16 protein-coding genes and 1 pseudogene are annotated in these 19,674 nt (G+C 28.0%); 8 read left to right on the top strand and 9 right to left on the bottom strand.

Features of this window, described 5'->3' with window-relative positions; genetic code table 11:
- Nucleotides 1–260 (top strand): integrase core domain-containing protein (locus L3J60_RS11170; RefSeq protein WP_291975620.1); only part of this gene is annotated, 260 nt, incomplete at its 5' end.
- Between the two features lie 280 nt (nucleotides 261–540).
- On the opposite strand, the gene L3J60_RS11165 is transcribed toward L3J60_RS11170, so the two are convergent.
- Nucleotides 541–2,346: a DEAD/DEAH box helicase gene (locus L3J60_RS11165; RefSeq protein WP_291975619.1), complete on the bottom strand. Its 1,806-nt coding sequence runs from the start codon at nucleotides 2,344–2,346 to the stop codon at nucleotides 541–543.
- 92 nt (nucleotides 2,347–2,438) lie between these two features.
- Nucleotides 2,439–3,830 carry a hypothetical protein gene (locus L3J60_RS11160; protein ID WP_291975618.1) on the bottom strand — a complete coding sequence of 464 codons (1,392 nt, stop codon included), beginning with the start codon at nucleotides 3,828–3,830 and terminating at the stop codon, nucleotides 2,439–2,441.
- A gap of 178 nt (nucleotides 3,831–4,008) precedes the next feature.
- On the opposite strand from L3J60_RS11160, the gene L3J60_RS11155 reads away from it, so the two are divergent.
- Nucleotides 4,009–5,634: an ATP-binding cassette domain-containing protein gene (locus L3J60_RS11155; RefSeq protein WP_291975617.1), complete on the top strand. Its 1,626-nt coding sequence runs from the start codon at nucleotides 4,009–4,011 to the stop codon at nucleotides 5,632–5,634.
- Nucleotides 5,635–5,792: 158 nt separating this feature from the next.
- Here L3J60_RS11155 and L3J60_RS11150 read toward each other — a convergent pair whose 3' ends face one another.
- The 7 genes from L3J60_RS11150 to L3J60_RS11120 all read right to left on the bottom strand — a co-directional run bounded on the left by L3J60_RS11150 (nucleotide 5,793) and on the right by L3J60_RS11120 (nucleotide 11,879).
- The gene (locus L3J60_RS11150; RefSeq protein WP_291975616.1) at nucleotides 5,793–6,248 is read right to left on the bottom strand and encodes a hypothetical protein; all 456 of its coding nucleotides are present in this window, start codon (nucleotides 6,246–6,248) and stop codon (nucleotides 5,793–5,795) included.
- A 15-nt stretch (nucleotides 6,249–6,263) separates the two neighbouring features.
- Complete coding sequence (locus tag L3J60_RS11145) at nucleotides 6,264–6,875, bottom strand: hypothetical protein (protein ID WP_291975615.1); 612 nt, start codon at nucleotides 6,873–6,875, stop codon at nucleotides 6,264–6,266.
- A 32-nt stretch (nucleotides 6,876–6,907) separates the two neighbouring features.
- Entirely contained in the window at nucleotides 6,908–7,450 is a 543-nt protein-coding gene (locus L3J60_RS11140; RefSeq protein ID WP_291975614.1) for an RNA polymerase sigma factor, read from the bottom strand.
- A 58-nt stretch (nucleotides 7,451–7,508) separates the two neighbouring features.
- On the bottom strand, nucleotides 7,509–8,963 hold the full coding sequence (locus L3J60_RS11135; RefSeq protein ID WP_291975613.1) for a TonB-dependent receptor: 1,455 nt from the start codon (nucleotides 8,961–8,963) through the stop codon (nucleotides 7,509–7,511).
- 101 nt (nucleotides 8,964–9,064) lie between these two features.
- Nucleotides 9,065–10,456, bottom strand: a complete 1,392-nt coding sequence (locus tag L3J60_RS11130; protein WP_291975612.1) for an NAD(P)(+) transhydrogenase (Re/Si-specific) subunit beta — start codon at nucleotides 10,454–10,456, stop codon at nucleotides 9,065–9,067.
- Entirely contained in the window at nucleotides 10,456–10,725 is a 270-nt protein-coding gene (locus L3J60_RS11125; RefSeq protein WP_366837260.1) for an NAD(P) transhydrogenase subunit alpha, read from the bottom strand. The genes L3J60_RS11130 and L3J60_RS11125 overlap by 1 nt, the downstream gene beginning before the upstream one ends.
- A gap of 41 nt (nucleotides 10,726–10,766) precedes the next feature.
- Nucleotides 10,767–11,879: an NAD(P) transhydrogenase subunit alpha gene (locus tag L3J60_RS11120; RefSeq protein WP_291975610.1), complete on the bottom strand. Its 1,113-nt coding sequence runs from the start codon at nucleotides 11,877–11,879 to the stop codon at nucleotides 10,767–10,769.
- A 392-nt stretch (nucleotides 11,880–12,271) separates the two neighbouring features.
- On the opposite strand from L3J60_RS11120, the gene L3J60_RS11115 reads away from it, so the two are divergent.
- The 6 genes and pseudogenes from L3J60_RS11115 to L3J60_RS11085 all read left to right on the top strand — a co-directional run bounded on the left by L3J60_RS11115 (nucleotide 12,272) and on the right by L3J60_RS11085 (nucleotide 19,575).
- Entirely contained in the window at nucleotides 12,272–13,039 is a 768-nt protein-coding gene (locus tag L3J60_RS11115) for an MBL fold metallo-hydrolase (RefSeq protein WP_291975609.1), read from the top strand.
- A 111-nt stretch (nucleotides 13,040–13,150) separates the two neighbouring features.
- On the top strand, nucleotides 13,151–15,154 hold the full coding sequence (locus L3J60_RS11110) for a proton-conducting transporter membrane subunit (protein ID WP_291975608.1): 2,004 nt from the start codon (nucleotides 13,151–13,153) through the stop codon (nucleotides 15,152–15,154).
- A pseudogene (locus tag L3J60_RS11100) lies at nucleotides 15,155–16,062 on the top strand (NADH-quinone oxidoreductase subunit H).
- 1 nt (nucleotide 16,063) lies between these two features.
- Complete coding sequence (locus L3J60_RS11095; RefSeq protein ID WP_291975604.1) at nucleotides 16,064–16,705, top strand: hypothetical protein; 642 nt, start codon at nucleotides 16,064–16,066, stop codon at nucleotides 16,703–16,705.
- Between the two features lie 3 nt (nucleotides 16,706–16,708).
- A complete protein-coding gene (locus L3J60_RS11090; protein ID WP_291975603.1) occupies nucleotides 16,709–18,115 on the top strand; it encodes a proton-conducting transporter membrane subunit in 1,407 nt (468 codons plus the stop codon).
- Between the two features lie 5 nt (nucleotides 18,116–18,120).
- Nucleotides 18,121–19,575, top strand: a complete 1,455-nt coding sequence (locus tag L3J60_RS11085) for an NADH-quinone oxidoreductase subunit C (RefSeq protein WP_291975602.1) — start codon at nucleotides 18,121–18,123, stop codon at nucleotides 19,573–19,575.
- Nucleotides 19,576–19,674 lie beyond the last annotated feature (99 nt).

The following is a 19,674-nucleotide window of genomic DNA, read 5'->3' as shown; positions in this document are numbered from 1 at the left end:
CAGAGCAATATGACCCATACGAAAACGCCATTGCAGAGCGAATTAACAGAACCCTTAAATATGAATATGGATTAAAACAAACCATTAAAAATACCGATATTGCTCAAAAGATAACTAAACAAGCTGTCTATATTTACAACAATCTAAGAACACCTTTTAGTCTGGATTTAAGAAAACCGGCAGAAGTGCATTTAAATCCAAATATAAAATATAAATCCTATCGGAAAAATAATGTAAATTTGACTGAACTAACAATTTAAAAACTGACCTAGTTCAAACTATTTTTTTGCCTTCTAAACTGCTGAAAAAAATCTTTTGAACGAGCAAAATTAACAATAAAAAGGTCAACCTATATCAGTATAATACATTATCTTTATTACAAGAAATAAAAATTAAAAAGAATATTAATATCTGAATTGTTTTATTCATTTATCATTTACTAAAATACAGCTATAAATTTATATAAAATTGTAAAGACCAATTAATTTTTATTCTTTACAATTGTTACTACAAAATAGTATTTTTAGGAAACTTTTTTATTTATCCTTTTCTTCTTTTAGAAGTTTTTTTTCCAAAAAAAGCACTTTTATTATCAGAGCGTTTTCTTCCGAATCTGCTGAAATCTCCACTTGGTTTTCTATCACTGCTTCTTTTTCGATCACCACTTCCGCTAGATCTTCTTCCTCCATCTCTTCCTCCGCTTCTTCTTCCTCCTGAACGTTTTTTCTCAGTAATTTCTACATTTACACTTCTTCCATCAAATTCAACATCATTTTGTTTAAAAATAGCGATAGTTTCATCGGTATAATTTTTATCTAATTCAAAAAATGAAAAAGTGTCTAAAATTTCAATTTGACCTATTTCAATATTATTAGAAATTTTTTGATCATTAATTAAACCAATTAATTTTGCTGGATTTAATTTGTCTTTTCTACCAATATTAATAAAGAAACGAGACATATTTTCATCATTTCTACTTCTTCCTCTTGAGTCAGAACGGCGATCACCTTGCATGTGTTCGCTATCATTTAAGTCAGGAGCGTTTTGGTAATAGGTTAAAAATGTATTGAATTCTAAAGAAACAAATCGTTTTATCAATTCTTCACGATCTAATCCTTCTAATTTTTCATAAATGGATGGTAAAAAATCTTTAATTTCAGTTTCATTAATATTAATATCTTTTACCTTATCAATTAATTTTAAAAGTTGATTGTGGCAAATTTCCTTTCCTGTTGGAATAGGAGTACTCATAAATTTTTTACCAATTAATCTTTCAATAGGACGAAGTTTTCCTTTTTCTCTTTGAGTAACAATGGCAATTGAAATACCTTCTTTACCTGCACGGCCAGTTCTACCACTTCTATGGGTATATGATTCAATTTGATCTGGTAATTTATGGTTTATTACGTGGGTTAAATCGGTAACATCTAATCCTCTAGCGGCAACATCGGTAGCAATTAGAAGTTGTAAGTTTTTTTGACGAAATTTTCCCATAACGCTATCTCGTTGTGCTTGAGATAAATCTCCGTGAAGTGCATCGGCATTATAGCCATCTTTTATTAATTTATCAGCAATTTCTTGTGTTTCTCTACGAGTTCTACAAAAAACAATACTATAAATATCAGGATTAACATCGGCAATTCTTTTTAAAGCTGCATATCTGTTTCTTTCTGAAACCACATAATATTGGTGCGTAACTTTATCTGCACCTCTATTTTTTTGTCCAGCACTAATTTCAACGGGTTTATGCATGTAGTTTTTTGCAATACTTTCAACTTCTCTTGGAAAAGTTGCAGAAAACAATAAGGTTTGTTTTTCTTTTGGTGTTACTGCTAAAACTTTGTCTAATTCATCTTTAAAGCCCATGTTAAGCATTTCATCAGCTTCATCTAAAACCAACCACTTTACATTGGCTAATTTTAATTGCTTTCTTTTTATCAAATCTACTGTTCTGCCAGGTGTTCCAACAACAATTTGAACTCCTTTTTTAAGTTTTCTAATTTGTTCATCAATATTAGAACCACCATAAACGGCAGCTACTCTAAATCCATCCATATGAGATGAAAATTCAGCAATATTTTTAGCAATTTGTATTGCTAATTCTCTTGTTGGAGATAAAATTATGGCTTGAGTATCGTTGCTTTTAGTGTCAATTTGTTCTAAAATTGGTAAACTAAAAGCAGCTGTTTTACCTGTTCCTGTTTGTGCAAAAGCTTTTAAATCTACTTTTGAAGCTAAAACTTGTGGAATTGCTTTTTCTTGAATTTCTGTAGGATTTTCGTACCCTAAATCGGTTAGTGCCTTAATAATATTATTATTAAGCCCTAGCTCTGTAAATGTCGACATTCTGTATGTATTAGTGATCTACAGACGCCCATCTATAAACCGGTTAAAAAACGGGCAAAGATACACTTTAATTTTGTTTATCAGCTTTTTTTTTAATTTAAAGCTAATTTATCTAATTGAGTATTTAAATATCTGGAACCTAGGTAAGTAAACCCATTAACAACTATTCCGTTTTTATTAATTATAATGGTTCTTGGGTAGTTGCTCACTAAAAATTGATTAGCATAACTATCAGCAGTCAATTTTAATTGATGGTTTATATTTAATAATTTTAATTTAGGATCTGTTGTTAAATCAATTTTTTCATGATTTAAATGAATTCCAATAAATAATATTTTAGGATAAGTATTTTCTAAATATTTTATTCTACTAACTAAATAGTCAGAAGACATAAACTCATTAGACCAGAAATAGATAACCGTGTTTTTACCTTTTATAAGATCTCTAATGTTTTTAGTTTTATCAGTATATGTTTTAACGTTAAAATTATGCAACAATTCATTATTTTTAACATACTTACTGTCGTGTACCAAATTTATAATTTGTTTTCTGTAATCTGGATTTGTACAATGTTTTAAAAATATTTTTAAGGTGTTATTATTAATATTACAAGTAGATTCACTTTTTAAAAAATCATTAAGAACCACACGTTTAAGTAATGTATTTTTAAATTTTTTTAATTTAATATGTTTAACAATTTCATTTAATAATGTATTGGTTAAATTATTGTTATTAATATCGTTATTTTGATAACTTAAATTATACAAATAACTAATAATATAATTTTGGTAAGGATAAAAGGAAACTAATGATTTTTCATTTAAATTTACTTTATTTCTATAGTTATAAAAGCTAGGTTTTATTATAGGAAACTCTTTTTTATTATTTGCAATTTTATTGTAGTATGGATAAATTTCTTTTAAACTATATAATGGATAATAAATAGCAGTATTTATTAATCTTTTAAAATTATCACTTATTTTATCCTTTTCTAAGGATAAAAAAATTTTAAAATTTTCTTGACGTTTTTTAGCTAGTAAATTAATTTTATTTTGAAATTGATTTTGTCCTAAATTAAAGTATCTAGACATTGCTTTATCATCTTTTTCATTTTGTAAAAATAAATTAATTAGAAATTCATTTTTAGTACTTCCTTTTCCGCTAAAAACTAATGATTCATCAAAGTTCCAGGTGTTTAATCTAACTAAAACGCTATCAGATGGTTGTAAATAAACATATTGAAATTCTACCCCATGTTTAAAGGTATATAAGCCTTCTTTTAAATGTTTAAATTTAGCAATAAATCGATTATTTTTATCTAAATTAATGGTATCTAAAACTTTATCATCTTTTAAAAACAATACATATTTTGATTTTGGATTAATAATATCTCCCCCAAAATAGATGTCATTTTTTCCTGATTGGTTTTGTTTAGAACAACCAAACATGGTAATTAATAGTATAAATGTTATTAAATACTTCATTTACATTTGAATTAGAACAAAAATACACACTTGTTCATAGGCATTTTGTTAAATAGATGTTAATAAAAAAAAGGTTTTAGAATGTGTAAATAATTAACATTTAATTAAATGATTTAAAATTCATTAAAATGTTTACTTTTGCAAAACTTTTAAAAAAAACATACAAATAATAAATAATATGCTATCAGTATCAAATTTATCAGTTCAATTTGGAAAACGAGTTTTGTTTGATGATGTTAATACCAAATTTACTATTGGTAATTGTTACGGAATTATTGGTGCCAATGGCTCTGGAAAATCAACTTTTTTAAAAATAATATCAAGAGAAATAGAACCTACTTCTGGTCAGGTTCATTTAGATAAAGGCAAAAGAATGTCTGTTTTATCTCAAGATCACTTTGCTTTTGATGAATTCCCAATATTAGATACTGTACTGATGGGAAATAAAGAATTGTACAATTTAAAAAAGGAAATGGATGCCATTTATGCAAAAGAAGATTTCTCAGAAGAAGATGGTGTTAAAGCAGGAGAATTAGGCGTTGAATTTGAAGAAATGAATGGTTGGAATGCCGAAAGTAATGCAGCCACGTTATTATCAAATTTAGGAATTAAAGAAGAAATGCACTATAATTTGATGAGTGAATTAGATGGTAAAACTAAAGTTCGAGTTTTATTGGCTCAGGCTTTATTTGGAAATCCGGATGTGTTAATTATGGATGAACCAACCAATGATTTAGATTTTGAAACCATTGGTTGGTTAGAAAATTTTCTTGCAAATTATGATAATACGGTAATTGTTGTTTCGCATGACCGTCACTTTTTAGATGCAGTTTGTACTCATATTTCAGATATCGATTTTGGAAAAATAAACCATTATTCTGGTAATTATTCATTTTGGTATGAATCTAGTCAGTTAGCAGCCAAACAAAGAGCTCAGCAAAACAAAAAAGCTGAAGATAAAAAGAAAGAATTAGAAGAATTTATTAGACGTTTTTCTGCCAATGTTGCCAAATCTAAACAAGCAACTTCAAGAAAAAAAATGATAGAACGATTGAATGTAAATGAAATTAAACCATCAAGTAGAAGATATCCTGCCATTATTTTTGAAAGAGATCGTGTTGCTGGAGATCAAATTTTAAACGTTGAAGGCTTATCTAAAAAAGTAGGCGATGAAGTGTTGTTTAAAAACATTCACTTTAATTTAAATAGAGGAGATAAAGTAGTTTTACTTTCTAGAAATTCTAAGGCTGTTACAGCATTTTACGAAGTTTTAAATGGAAAGGATAAGGCTGATGAAGGCAAATTTAGCTGGGGAGTTACTACTACACAATCTTATTTGCCATTAGATAATTCTAGCTTTTTTACAAATTCAAATTTAAATCTGGTTGATTGGTTACGTCAATACGCTAAAACGGAGGAAGAACGTGAAGAAGTTTATTTGCGTGGATTTTTAGGTAAAATGATTTTTAGTGGAGAAGAAGCTTTAAAAAAGTGTAATGTACTTTCAGGAGGTGAAAAAGTAAGATGTATGTTATCTAGAATGATGATGATGAGAGCAAATGTATTAAAGTTAGATGAACCTACAAATCATTTGGATTTAGAGTCCATTCAGGCTTTTAATAATTCGTTAAAAAACTTTAAAGGAACGGTAATTTTTTCAACACATGATCACGCTTTTGCACAAACGGTTGCCAACAGAATTATTGAAATTACACCTAATGGAGTAATTGATAGGTTTACCACTTTTGATGAATATTTAGCAAATCCAAAAATAAAAGAATTAAGAGCTAAAATGTACGCTTAAAAAAGAAGCTGTCTAAAAAGTCTTTAAAAAAACCGTCATTCTGAATTTATTTCAGAATCTCATCTGGCTGATTATCAATGGTTATGAGAACCTGAAACAAGCCTGCCTGCTGCTGGTAGGTTTAAGTTGACGAAATATTCTATTTTTAGCCTATCTATTTATTGTCCTTGCATTCTACGTCTTTTGCCTAATTCTTGCAACATTCTACGATTAAAATTACGTTCTGCTTTTTTTAATAATATTATTTTTTTAGCCGAAATAATAGAAGACAATTCTTTAACCATGCTAATTTTAGCGTTGGTGACTTTCTGCTCATTTTTTAAAGAATTTGAAATTAAATTTTTTGCTTGTTCTTCTGAAATATAATCAATTCCACCAGCTAAACGTATTTGCCGTTGAATTTTTAATTCTGAATCAATTTTTAATTTTTTAATTTTATAAGTATATAAATTATAAACTGGCCAAAATTGCTCTGCTTCTTTTGGAGATAAATTTAATGCATCAGTAATGTAAGATGTTTTTAATGCTTTTATGCGTTGTCGTTGTAGTTGTTGTGCTTGAAGCAAATTAATGCTAAGTACAAAAAGCATAAACAAAGTAATAATTTTTTTCATTTTTAGTAAATTTTATTAATTTTCATAGATAATTTCTTCCAAGTCTTCTTCTGATAAATAGTTTTCAACTTCGGCATTTGTAATGTTGGTATCAAAAGATTCTTTATTTAATTCATCTACCGTATAAAGTGCTGCAATGCTTAAAATATCAACATTATTTTGGTCATTTTCAAAATAATTTTCAATAGAAGATGTTGAAAGAGCATCCATTGTAACAGGTTTTGATGTTGAGTTTAAATAGACCAATAATAGGAGTGAAGCTGCAATTGCAATAGGTGCAATAATTTTTGTAATTCTTTTTAATGAAATTACTTTAGATTTCTTTTCAGATTGAAGCTTATTAATTATTTTATTTTCAATTTCATCAAAATAATTACTAGGAATTTCATCTGTTTTATTTTTTTGGATTGATTCTGCTTTTAACTTAGTTATTACAATGTTTTCTAACGAATTAAAATAACCGTGAGGATTTGCAAAATTATGTTTTTTAGTGAATTTTTCAGTTGCTAATTTAGAGATTACTTCGCCTTCAATAGTTTTAAAATAATCCACAGGAATCTTAAACCCAGTAGCTTTTACTGAATTTTTTGATAATTTAAAATTACTATGTCTATTTTCTTTTTTCATTTAATTATAAGACTGAATAATAGGTACATGGTTTAATTGGTTTTTATATAGTTTTCAATTTTTTTTACTGCATGATGATAGGATGCTTTTAACGCACCAACTGAAGTTTCTAATATTTCTGATATTTCAGTATATTTCATTTCTTCAAAGTATTTCATATTAAAAACTAATTGTTGTTTTTGCGGTAAAGTTACTATTGCTTTTTGTAGCATCAATTGAATTTCATCACCTGTATAAAAAGAATCATCTTCTAAACTTTCAGCCATTTTATATTGCAATTCACTTATATCCACATTTTGCTTATTTGCTTTTTTATTAATAAAAGTTATGGATTCATTAGTCGCAATTCTATACATCCAAGAGTAGAGTTTACTTTTTTCGTTAAAAGAATGAATGTTTTTGAAGACTTTAATAAAAGTATTTTGTAAAACATCATCAGCATCATCATGAGATAAAACAATTTTACGGATATGCCAATACAAACGTTCTTTGTATAAACCCATTAAATTTCTAAAGGCTTGTTCTTGGGTGTCAGCTTGTTTTAATTGAGCAACTAATAATTTTTCGTCTGTCACAGGTTGATTTTAGTTATTAGACGGATAAATTTAAAAAAGGTTTAATGATAAAAAAAAATTATTTAATTTTTTTAAAATTTCTTTTTGAATATCCAAAAAGCTTTTGGTCTTTAATGGTGTCGGCTATTCCATTTGGTAACATTTTTTCCCATCCTTCCTCACCTTCAGCAATCATTGAAAACACTTTACGTGATAAAATGTCTAAAATATTAGGATTATAGTTTTTAATATCAATCATTTTCCCATTATACTTAAAGTATTTATATAACTCTTTTACTCTAGGATGTACTTTTAAATTTTCACTGGTTTGAACTTGTCCTGATTTGTGATCTTTTAAAGGATATAAATAAATTTTTAAATCTTTATGAAATAATTTTCCAAAGGCTTCTAAAATTCCACCACTCATTTCACGATAATATTTTTCATCAAATATTTGAATAAGATTGTAAACTCCCATTGCCAACCCCATTCTGGCTTTTGTAAATTGAGAAAAATATTCAACTAATTTAAAATACTTTTGAAAATTGGTAATCATAACTGTTTTACCAAGTGAACAAAGTAACTCAGCACGGTCTAAAAAATCTCTTTCATTTATTTCACCTTCTGAACGGAGGTTTGCGAGTGTAATTTCAAAAATAACTTTAGTATTAGCTTCATCAACCTTTTTTTCTTGTAAAAATAAAGCTTTTGATTTTTCATAAATATCCATATTAACTAGAGTTACCGGTCTAAAACTTCCTCTAAGTGCTAGGATATTTTTTTTGTAAAGTTCTTGTGCAGGTAATAAGTTTCTCCCATTTGAATCAAACATCACCGCATCTGTCATACCATTTTTAACTAATTGTAAACTCATTAGTCTATTATCTACATACATAAATCGAGCTCCAGAAAAATTAATCATATCAATTTCAATTTGATCACTTTCAATATTATCATATAGTGATTTTACAATTTCTTTTGGATTATCATGTAAATAATAACCTCCATAAATAAGGTTTACGCCAAGTTTACCAAGGGTTTCTTGTTGTAAAGTGGAGTTTGTTTCTCTAAATCTGATATGAAGAATTATTTCATTATAATCTTCTAAAGGATCTAATTGAAATTTAATTCCAACCCAACCATGTCCTTTAAATTTTTTAGAAAAATCTATGGTAGCTACGGTATTAGCATAGGAAAAAAATAAGCGATTTGGATTTTTTTTACGGATAAGCCTATCTTCCATTAAATCAATTTCATGAAGCAACATTTTTTTTAGACGAGATTCGGTTACATAGCGTTTATCATCTTCTTCACCATAAATAGCATCTGAGAAATCTTTATCATAAGCACTCATTGCTTTTGCAATGGTACCTGAAGCACCACCAGCTCTAAAAAAGTTTCGAACAGTTTCTTGTCCTGCACCTATTTCAGCAAATGTTCCGTAAATATTTTTATTTAAGTTAATTTGTAAAGCTTTTTGCTTTATGGTAAGTACTTTACCAATTTCTTTATCTCCTTTTAATTTTACAGGCATATTTTTTATTTAGTAGTTTGCAAAATTACAAAAAAACAAATCTAAAAAAAAAGAGAGTGAATTATATTTTCACTCTCTTTAAATGTTTGAAAATAAGAAATTTACATACTCTTAAGTTCGCTAACTAATTTTGTTAAAATATCTTTAGCATCACCAAATAGCATGGAAGTTTTTTGATTGTAGAATAATTCATTTTCAATTCCTGCATAACCTGGTTTCATACTTCGCTTATTAACAATAATATGCTTAGCATTTTCTACCTCTAAAATTGGCATACCGTAAATTGGACTTGATGGATCGTTATGAGCAGCAGGATTAACAACATCATTAGCACCAACTACAAATACAACATCAGTATTAGCAAATTCCGGATTTACATCATCCATTTCTGCTAACTTATCGTATTCAACATTGGTTTCAGCTAATAAAACATTCATATGACCAGGCATACGACCAGCAACTGGATGTATAGCATATTTTACATCAATTCCTTTGCTGTCTAGCAATTGCTCTAATTCGTGAATTACATGTTGTGCTTGAGCTACAGCTAATCCATATCCAGGGACAATAATCACTTTTTGAGAATAATTCATTAAAATGGCAACATCACTAACTGTTGCTTTTTTAATACTTCCTGTTATTTCATGTCCTTCAGCTTCATCACCAGAACTACTTCCAAATGCTCCAAAAATTACATTTGATAAAGAACGATTCATGGCGTTACACATGGCAAATGTTAAAATGGTTCCTGCAGAGCCTACTAAAATACCTCCTGTTAACATTACCTTATTTCCATATAGGAAACCTGCAAAAGCTGCAGCTAAACCTGTAAAAGAGTTTAATAATGAAATAACTACAGGCATATCAGCTCCACCAATTGGAATAACTAATAAAATTCCATAAGCTAATGCTGAGAAAAATAATAAATATAGAAATAATTGGCTTGAAGTTCCGCTAACTACCATAAAAATACCAAAAGCAATAATAGCAAGAAATACTAAATTATTTAACAAATTGTATTTTGGCAAACGGATAGGTTTTTTAAAAGTTCCGTTTAATTTTCCTAATGCAATCATACTACCTGCAAATGAAACACTACCAATTACCATTCCTGCAATAATTGTTGCTATATATAATTGATTACCAACGTAATGATGAAATTCAATTAAGCCAATTAAAGCAGCACTTGCTCCACCCATACCGTTAAATAATGAAACTAATTCAGGCATTTTGGTCATATCTACTTTTTTGGCAATAAGCCATCCTGCAATAGTTCCTATTACAATTGCAATTGCAATTAGTATATATATTTTATTAGGCACTTCATCTCCTTGGTATAAAAATAAAGTTCCAAAAATTGCTAAAATCATACCAGCTGCTGCTATTAAATTTCCTCTACGAGCAGTTTCAGGATGACCTAACATTTTTAGACCTAGGATGTAAGTAATAGAGGCTATTAAATAAATAAATTCGAGACTAAATGTGTATTCCATTATTTTTTCTTTTTAAACATTTCTAACATGCGATCGGTAACAACAAATCCACCAACCACGTTTAAAGTTCCTAATAATACTGCTACAAAACCCAATGAAATAGATAAAATATTATCAGGATCAGCATCAATCATTACCAATATTGCCCCAATAATAATAACTCCATGAATGGCATTTGCACCAGACATTAATGGGGTATGTAATACTGCTGGTACGTGACCAATTACTTCTACACCTACAAAAATCATCAATATAACAATGTATATCATTTGGAGGTTGCTACTTATAAAATCTATAAATTCTGTCATAATTATTTAGTATTTCCGTTTTGTCTTATTAAACCATTTTTTACAATTAAAGTTTTATCTGTTATTTCTTCGTCTAACTCCCATTTAAATTTGGTTTCATCGGTTAAATGCATAATAAAATTATACATATTTTTAGCATATAAATCACTTGCATTGGTAGATACACTTTCTGGTGAAATAGAAGTTCCAATAATTTTTACGCCATGTTCAATAACCGTTTTATTAAATTTACTTAACTCACAATTTCCTCCTTGAGCTGCAGCTAAATCAATAATAACTGCTCCGTTTTTCATTTGTTCTACTTGTTCTTTAGTAATTAAAACAGGAGATCTTCTTCCAGGTATCATTGCAGTTGTAATTACTAAATCAGCTTTAAATAATGATGTATTAACCGCTTCTTTTTGTCTGCGTACATAATCTTCTGAAGCTTCTTTAGCATAACCACCTTCAGATTTTTCACCAGTATTATCTACCGAAATAAATTTAGCACCTAAAGATTCAGTTTGTTCTTTAGTTTCTAATCTAATATCCGTTGCTTCAACTACAGCACCTAAACGTTTTGCTGTTGCAATTGCCTGTAAACCAGCAACTCCAACGCCGTAAATTAAAACTCTTGAGGGTGTAATTGTACCAGCCGCAGTCATCATTAATGGGAAGATTTTTGTCATTTCATAAGCTCCTAAAATAACTGCTTTATAACCAGCTAAGTTACTTTGAGAACTTAAAATATCCATATCCTGAGCTCTTGAAATTCTAGGAATTGCATCCATAGAAAAAGCCGTTGCACCTTTTGCAGCAATTGCTTCAATTAGTTCAGGGTGTGATTTATGGAATAACTGACTCATTAAAATATGGCGTTTATCCACTAATTTTAAATCTTCTTCAGTAAAAGGATTAATTTTCACTAAAATATCAGCTTCTTTAAATACGACACCTCGTTTTTCAACAATAGCTCCAGCTTTAGTGTAATCTGAATTTTTAAAGGAAGAAGCATGACCTGCATCTTCTTCTACAATAACTTCAAATCCTTTATCTATAAGCTGTTTTGAAATAGTAGGAGAAATTGAAACTCGTTTTTCTCCTTTTTGAGTTTCATTTAATATGCCTATTTTCATATAGTTTTGGTTTTAATATTTATTATAATTATATAGTTTGTTCAAATTAAATCAATAAATAAAAAAAACTAGCTTTTTTAACTAGTTAATTGCAATATTTATAATGTATTTTAAAAGTAAAATTAATATTACGGAATCTAGTATTTGAGTCAAAATTCTTTAATATTATTTTCATTTCCTATTCCTTTTAAGAATTCGTAAAAATACATATTTAAATAGTTTTAAAACTTGATATAAGTCAGATTTTATGTTATTTTAGTTAAATTTAAAGGTTTAATGAAAATTATGTAATAAATATTACAAAAAGGTAATTATTTTATGGTAAAAAAAACTAATTTAACCATAATGGTAAAGTTCATAATTAATTATTCATTGTTATTTTTGTAGCTGATATGAAAGTTAAAATTACATTTTTAGGAACTGGAACTTCACAAGGAATTCCTGTAATTAATTGTCAGCATCCAGTTTGTTTTTCTGATGATAAACGAGATCAACGCTTAAGAACTTCTATTTTAGTAGAATGGGATTCTTACAGGTATGTGATTGATTGCGGTCCGGATTTTAGATATCAAATGTTACGTGCAAAAGTTTCTAAAATTGATGGAATTTTATTTACACATGAACATGCCGATCACACTTCTGGTTTAGATGATATTAGGCCGTTTAGTTTTCAAATGGGAGCTGTTCCAATTTTTGCTAAGAAAAGAGTTATTGAAAATTTAACCAAGCGGTTTGATTATATTTTTGTGGATAAAAATAAATATCCAGGTGCACCAAGTGTAATTATTAATGAAGTTAAAAATGAACCTTTTTTTCTTCATAATTTAAAAGTAATTCCTATTGAAAGTTTTCATCATAAAATAACTATTTTAGGGTTTCGTTTTGACAAGGTTGCGTATTTAACAGATGTAAAAACAATTCCAGAAAAAGAACTACAAAAATTAGTAGATTTAGATGTGCTAATACTAAATGCTTTGCGAATTAAACCTCATAAATCTCATTTAAATCTTGAAGAAGCTTTGGCAATTATTAAAAAACTTCAACCAAAAAAAGCCTATTTAACCCATATGAGTCATTTAATGGGATTTCATGCTGAAACTGAAAAGCAATTACCAAAAAACGTTTTTTTAGCTTATGATGAATTGGTTATTGAAAATTAAATTGGTTATAATTAGCTTGTATTTAGATACTTATATCAATAAATAAATGTTTTTAATAATGTGTACTGATTTTTAAAATTAAAATTATCTTTGCACTTTCAATTTCATTTTATGAATACAGTAATTTTAGTCGTTTTTGTACTAAGCTGGTTTACTTTTGTTTTTTCCAAAAAACAATCGTACTGGTATATTTTTTTATTGGAATTAGCATTGTGGATAAGTACTTCATATTTAGCAATTAATGTTTTGATAAGTGGCAATGAATATGTTTCTGAATTAATTTCTAACTTTTATTTTCATCCTCTAATTATTAAAATTGATAAATTATCTGCCTTTTTTATTTTAATCATAAATTTTACATCCTTAAGTAGTTTTATTTATGCAAAACAATATTTAGCTCCGTACTTAAAGGAGAAGAGTGCTTTTAATTTTGCATTGCATTATTTCAATTTTTTCATGTTGAATTTTGCCATGTTGTTTGTGGTGATGCTTTCAGATGGAATTGCATTTTTATTGGCTTGGGAATTAATGTCGCTAAGTAGTTTTTTACTGGTAATTTTTGAAAGTAATAAACCTGATATTATTAAAACAGGAATTAAATATTTGGTACAAATGCATGTTGGCTATCTATTTTTGGTTGCAGGTTTTGTAATTGTATATGCAGTAACTGGTGATTTTGGTTTTGAAGGAATAAAACATTTGGTAGAAAAAACGCCTTTGATAGTTGGACTTCCAACTAACTTTTGGATTTTTATTGTATTTTTTATTGGTTTTGGTATTAAAGCAGGATTTTTTCCTTTGCATTCTTGGTTACCACACGCACATCCGGCAGCACCATCTCATGTTTCAGGGTTAATGTCTGGAATTATGATAAAAATGGGGATTTATGGTATTATAAGAATACTATTTAATTTACCTGAATTGAATTTGAGCATTGGAATATTCATCCTTTTAATTTCTATTTTTACAGGTGTTTTTGGAGTAATGTCTGCCATAGTTCAACACGATTTAAAAAAATTATTAGCTTTTCATAGCATTGAAAATATTGGAATTATAGGAATAGGAATAGGATTAGGAGTTTTGGGAGAAGTTTATCATCAACCAGTTATTGCCGTTTTGGGCTGGGCTGGAGCTTTATTACACATTTTAAATCATTCCTTATTTAAATCCTTATTATTTTATGCGGCTGGGTCTGTATATATTAAAACTCATACACGTAATTTAAATAAATTAGGTGGACTCATAAAAAAAATGCCATTTACCGCTTTTGCATTTTTAATTGGTGCAATTGCAATTAGTGGAATTCCTCCTTTTAATGGTTTCATTTCTGAATTTATTATTTATAATGGTTTTTTCGATGGAATTAAGCAAGGAGGTTTAGCGTTTCCTATGTTAATGATGTTTGGAATTTTAGCATTAGCCTTAATTGGAGGATTAGCAATGTTTTGTTTTACAAAAGCTTTTGGTGTTGTTTTTTTAGGAACTGCACGAAGCAAAGAAGCGGAACATGCTGTGGAAGTTGCACCATCTATAAGATTTGCTGAAATATTACCGATTTTTTGGATTATAATTATTGGTGTATTGCCTGTGTATTTCTTCAATTTTATAAATTCAATTTTACAAGAAAGGTTTCCATTGTTTGAATTTAAACAATTAGCTATTTCTAACTCATTAAAATGGATTGGAATTATTGGTGCTATTTTATGGTTAAGTATTTGGTTGTTTTATGTGATAAGAAAATTAATATTAAAACGTAAAAAAGTAATTTATGCTGATACTTGGGGCTGTGGTTATACGGCTGCAAATCCAGTTACCAATCAATATAATGCTTCTTCTTTTGCAGCTAATTTTAAAAGAATTGCTAATCCTGTTTTTGTGGATTTATCTTCTGAAATAACTTATGAAGATAAAGAAGTATTTCCTGTAAAAAAATCATATAAAACACATGTAGAAGATAAAGTAGAATTTAAATTTATAATGCCAATAGCTAATAATATTTTACATTATGTAAAAAAAATAGCCGTATTGCAAACAGGTAAAATTCAAGATTATATATTATACCCATTATTGTTTATTATTATAATGATAGTGCTCACAGTTTTAAATATTATTTAAATGGTTAGTTTTTTATTAATACTATTTTGTGCAATTGTTTTCCCAGGAATTATTGCAAAAACTAAAGCTAAATTTAGTGGGAGAAAAGGAGCAAGTATTTTGCAACCTTGGTTTGATATATTTAAATTATTTAAAAAAGGAAGTATTTTTAGTACAACTACGAGTATTATATTTCAATTATCGCCTATTATAAATTTTGTAATTCTAATTATCGCTGTATTATTTATTCCTTTTGGTAATAAGTTTCCAGCGTTTATCCATTTTCAAGGAGATTTTTTATTATTTATTTGTTAGCTTTTGGCAAATTCTTTCTAATAATAGGTGCTTTAGATGTAGGAAGTGGTTTTGAAGGAATGGGAGCAAATCGGGAAGCATTATATTCTATGTTAGCAGAACCAGCTTTTTTTATGGTAGTTGCCACTTTAGTTTTAATAACGGGTAATACTTCATTATCAGATATGTTTAACGGATTTAGTTTAAATATGTATTCATCCATTTTATTTACGGTTCTTTCTGTTTATATTCTAGCACAATTTGCTATGATTGAAAGTAGCCGTTTACCGGTTGATGATCCTAAAACACATTTAGAATTAACCATGGTTCATGAAGTAATGGTATTAGACAATAGCGGTATAGATATGGCTTTTGTAAATATTGGAAACGCATTAAAATTTGCTATTTTTGGTGCCATAATAGCAAATATTATTTTAGCATTTTTGCATGTTAATTTAGTTATAAGTATACTAATTTTTATTTTAGTTGAATTAATTTTTGCTTGGTTAATTGGATTCTTGGAAAGTTTTAAAGCACGGTTAAAACTTATTTATAATTCCCAGTTTATTTTAACAATTTCAAGTATTGGAGTTGTATTGTTTTTAATGATTTTATTATTAGAAAATCAGTTGTAATATGAATGCACTATTTATTTTATTATTTGCAGTTTCTATATTTTACTTTTCTATTTCTGTAAATGTAAAAACTTATATACGTTTATTAGGTTTTCAAGGTGTTTTGTTGTTTTTGATTGCTTTAAATGGTTTGCATGAATTAAGTTATATTCATTTAATATTTATAGCCCTAGAAACTTTAGTATTTAAAGGAATATTAATTCCCGCTTATTTATTAAATATTTCTAAAAAAAATAAAGTTACCAATATTAAAAATTTTAAGGCTCGTAGAAAAATGAAAGGTTTTTATTTAATTTTAACAACGACACTAGTATTTGTTTCAACAATATTTTTGGGGAATTTATTAAAGAATGATTTTTTAGATGTTAAAATATTTTCAACAGCAATTACGGCAGTTTTAATGGGACTTATATTTATAGTAATCAATAAAAATATTACGATACATATTATAAGCTTTATTATTATTGAAAATGGAGTCTTTTTGCTAGCTCTGGCTATTGGAAATGAAATGCCTATGATGGTAAATACTGCCATTTTACTCGATTTATTTGTAAGTGTTTTAGTATTAGGTGTGTTTTTTAACAAATTAACTTATCATTTTCATAATGATTCAACCGATATTTTATCGAAATTAAAAGATTAGAAGATGTTGTACGTATATTTTTTGATAGCAGTTTTATTTTCAGGAAGTATTTTTCTTTTGAAAAATAAAAAATGGATGCATTTTTTAGTGTATGGATTTAATTTAATGCAATTAATTTTTGCTATTTATTTATATCGTCATTTAGGCACTTTTGAAATAGCATATTTTAAATATGATAGCATTAGCGTTTTGTTTGCTTTTATTTTGGCTATACTTAGTTTTGTTGCCGCTGTTCATTATCAGATTTATGAATATAATCAGCAACAATCTATTAGAACAGTTCAAATTCATAATGCAGTTTACATTGGGTTTAATGTTGCTTTGATGGGGGTTTATTTAAGTAGCCAATACGGATTGCTTTGGGCTTTTGTTGAAGCTACAACACTTACAGGTGCTACATTAATTTATCATGATAGGAAAAAAATTGTATTAGAAGCTGTTTGGAAATATGTTTTTGCTTGTTCTGTTTCAATAACATTGGCTTTTGTAGGAATTTTATTATTGAGTGTTGCAGTTCAAAAAGTTGGATTATCAGATTTATCTTTTGATTTGTTAAAAAGCAATGCTTTGCAAATGGATCCTATTTGGTTAAAATCTGCTTTTCTTTTTATTCTGGTTGGCTTTAGTGTTAAAATGGGAATTATTCCTATGTTTAATGTAGATATTGATGCAAAAGATGTGGCTCCATTTCCTATAAGTGCGTTATTTTCTAGTGTTTTATTAAATGCGGGATTTTTAGCGGTGTATCGATTTTATCAAATGTTTCAAATTACAAGTATAAAACCTTGGATGAATCATGTGTTATTAATTGCAGGAGTTTTGACCTTGTTATTTGCTGCGGCATATTTGTTAAAAGTTAAAAATTATAAACGTATGTATGCTTACTCAAGTATGGAACATGCTGGGTTGGTAATTATAGCACTAACGCTGGGGAAAGTTGGCATATTAGCTGCTTTTCTACATTTGACCTTTCACGCTATTGTAAAATCGGGGTTGTTTTTTCAAGTTGGACAGATTATGCGGTTAAATAATAGAGTTAAAATTAATATTACAGGATATTTTTATCAGAATCCTTTTGGAGGATTACTTTTATTATTTGGATCTTTAGCCATTTTAGGGTTACCACCGTCAGGATTATTTATTAGTGAATTGCTAATATTTAAAGAGTTATTACTTCAGCAAAATTGGATTTTAGTTGTGCTTATTCTAATAGCTTTAACGGTGATTTTTTATATTTTGCTGAAAGATGTATTCAAGTTATTATTTTATCCAGCAACACAAAAATTTGAAACAGATTTAAAAGGAACTGTGGTAGAAAATTCATTACAATTAATGTTAGTAGTTTTAAGTATTTATTTTGGAATTTTTCAAAATCATTATTTATTTGATTTAATTCAGGCTTCAATTTAAAATATATGAATAAAAGTTTTACATATTCATTTTTAAGTATTCAAAATAATTCAAGTTTTGAATTTTCAGATATTCCAATACTTGAATATAAGCAGTTTACGGAACAAGTAATTAATTTGTTTAATAGTTCAAATGAAATTCATTGTCTGCAATATTTTGCAATTCCTTATTTAAAAGGGTTTAAATTTATACTGATTTTAGCTAATGATAACACTCATGATTTTTTAGTTTTTGGACATCAAATTACTTCTTTAGATACTTCATTAGAATCTATTACACAACACATAAATGCCTTTCATATTTTTGAACGTGAAATTCACGAAAATTATAATATTCAATTTTTAAATCATCCTTGGTTAAAACCTGTTAGATATGCCGAAAATAGAGCAGATAAATCGAAACAAATAAAAAATTATCCTTTCTATAAAATTGATGGAGAGGAATTACACGAAGTAAGTGTTGGCCCAATTCATGCAGGAATTATTGAATCCGGACATTTTAGATTTTTATGCCACGGAGAAATGGTTAAACATTTAGAAATTCAATTAGGATGGCAACATAGAGGTATTGAAACTTTAATGCTTTCTAAAAAAAAGTGGTTACAACGAAGCATTTTAGCTGAAAGTATTACAGGTGATTCCGCTATTGCTCATAATTTAGCATTTACGCAAACTATAGAATCGCTGGCAAGTATAAAAATAACAAATAATTTAACTATTGAACGTAGCATTGCGTTAGAATTAGAACGAATAGCAATTCATACAGGTGATTTAAGTGGAATGTGCACGGATGTGGCATATCAATTAGGAAGTGCTGTTTTTAGCGGATTAAGAACACCTATAATTAATTTTACACAACGTTGGTGTGGCAATCGGTTTGGCAAAGGATTGATTAGGATAGGAGGAACTTATTATCCGTTAATCAACGATTTACAAATCGATTTGGCTTCTATTTTAATTGATTTTGAAAAGAAATTTGTGGAAATGGCTGAAAAAATGTTCAATTTGCCAAGTGTTTTAAAAAGATTTGATGGAATAGGTGCAGTTTTCACTAATAAATTACTTCAAATTGGAGCTGTAGGAATGGTTGCAAAAGCAGGTGGAATAGCTAGAGATATTAGAAAAAGTCATCCATTTTTGGCGTATAAAAATTTGAATATTAAACCAGTTCAATTTGAAACAGGTGATGTGTTGGCACGAGGCTTAGTGCGTTATTATGAAGTAATTCAATCTATTGCAATTATAAAAACACTTTTAAGTTTATATAAAAATGACGAATTGGGAGATAAGCCTATTTATAATTTGCAATTAAGGGCAAATGCAATAAGCATTAGTGCAGTTGAAGGTTGGAGAGGTGAAATAGTTCATTTGGCAATAACTGACGAGAAAGGTAATTTAAAATATTATAAAATTAAAGATCCATCTATGCATAATCAGGGCAAACTCACACTTTTTCTTTGATAAAAGCTAGATAATCAGTTGATTTATAGTTGTCAAAGTTATTAATTATTTGTATATTATACTGATAATCAATAATTTACATCAATGACATCAAGTAGT

This window comes from Lutibacter sp., assembly GCF_021647475.1.
Lineage (GTDB): Bacteria > Bacteroidota > Bacteroidia > Flavobacteriales > Flavobacteriaceae > Lutibacter.
Note: the sequence above shows the minus strand (reverse complement) of the source record. Positions and strands in the feature narration are given on the sequence as shown.

Bases quoted from the DNA above. Each gene is read 5' to 3' on its own strand.
- L3J60_RS11090 (WP_291975603.1), top strand. From the start codon at position 16,709: ATGTTGTACGTATATTTTTTGATAGCAGTTTTATTTTCAGGAAGTATT.
- L3J60_RS11135 (WP_291975613.1), bottom strand. From the start codon at position 8,963: ATGCCTGTAAAATTAAAAGGAGATAAAGAAATTGGTAAAGTACTTACC.
- L3J60_RS11115 (WP_291975609.1), top strand. From the start codon at position 12,272: ATGAAAGTTAAAATTACATTTTTAGGAACTGGAACTTCACAAGGAATT.
- L3J60_RS11150 (WP_291975616.1), bottom strand. From the start codon at position 6,248: ATGAAAAAAATTATTACTTTGTTTATGCTTTTTGTACTTAGCATTAAT.
- L3J60_RS11095 (WP_291975604.1), top strand. From the start codon at position 16,064: ATGAATGCACTATTTATTTTATTATTTGCAGTTTCTATATTTTACTTT.
- L3J60_RS11160 (WP_291975618.1), bottom strand. From the start codon at position 3,830: ATGAAGTATTTAATAACATTTATACTATTAATTACCATGTTTGGTTGT.
- L3J60_RS11165 (WP_291975619.1), bottom strand. From the start codon at position 2,346: ATGTCGACATTTACAGAGCTAGGGCTTAATAATAATATTATTAAGGCA.
- L3J60_RS11110 (WP_291975608.1), top strand. From the start codon at position 13,151: ATGAATACAGTAATTTTAGTCGTTTTTGTACTAAGCTGGTTTACTTTT.
- L3J60_RS11125 (WP_366837260.1), bottom strand. From the start codon at position 10,725: ATGATATACATTGTTATATTGATGATTTTTGTAGGTGTAGAAGTAATT.
- L3J60_RS11145 (WP_291975615.1), bottom strand. From the start codon at position 6,875: ATGAAAAAAGAAAATAGACATAGTAATTTTAAATTATCAAAAAATTCA.
- L3J60_RS11085 (WP_291975602.1), top strand. From the start codon at position 18,121: ATGAATAAAAGTTTTACATATTCATTTTTAAGTATTCAAAATAATTCA.
- L3J60_RS11120 (WP_291975610.1), bottom strand. From the start codon at position 11,879: ATGAAAATAGGCATATTAAATGAAACTCAAAAAGGAGAAAAACGAGTT.
- L3J60_RS11130 (WP_291975612.1), bottom strand. From the start codon at position 10,456: ATGGAATACACATTTAGTCTCGAATTTATTTATTTAATAGCCTCTATT.
- L3J60_RS11155 (WP_291975617.1), top strand. From the start codon at position 4,009: ATGCTATCAGTATCAAATTTATCAGTTCAATTTGGAAAACGAGTTTTG.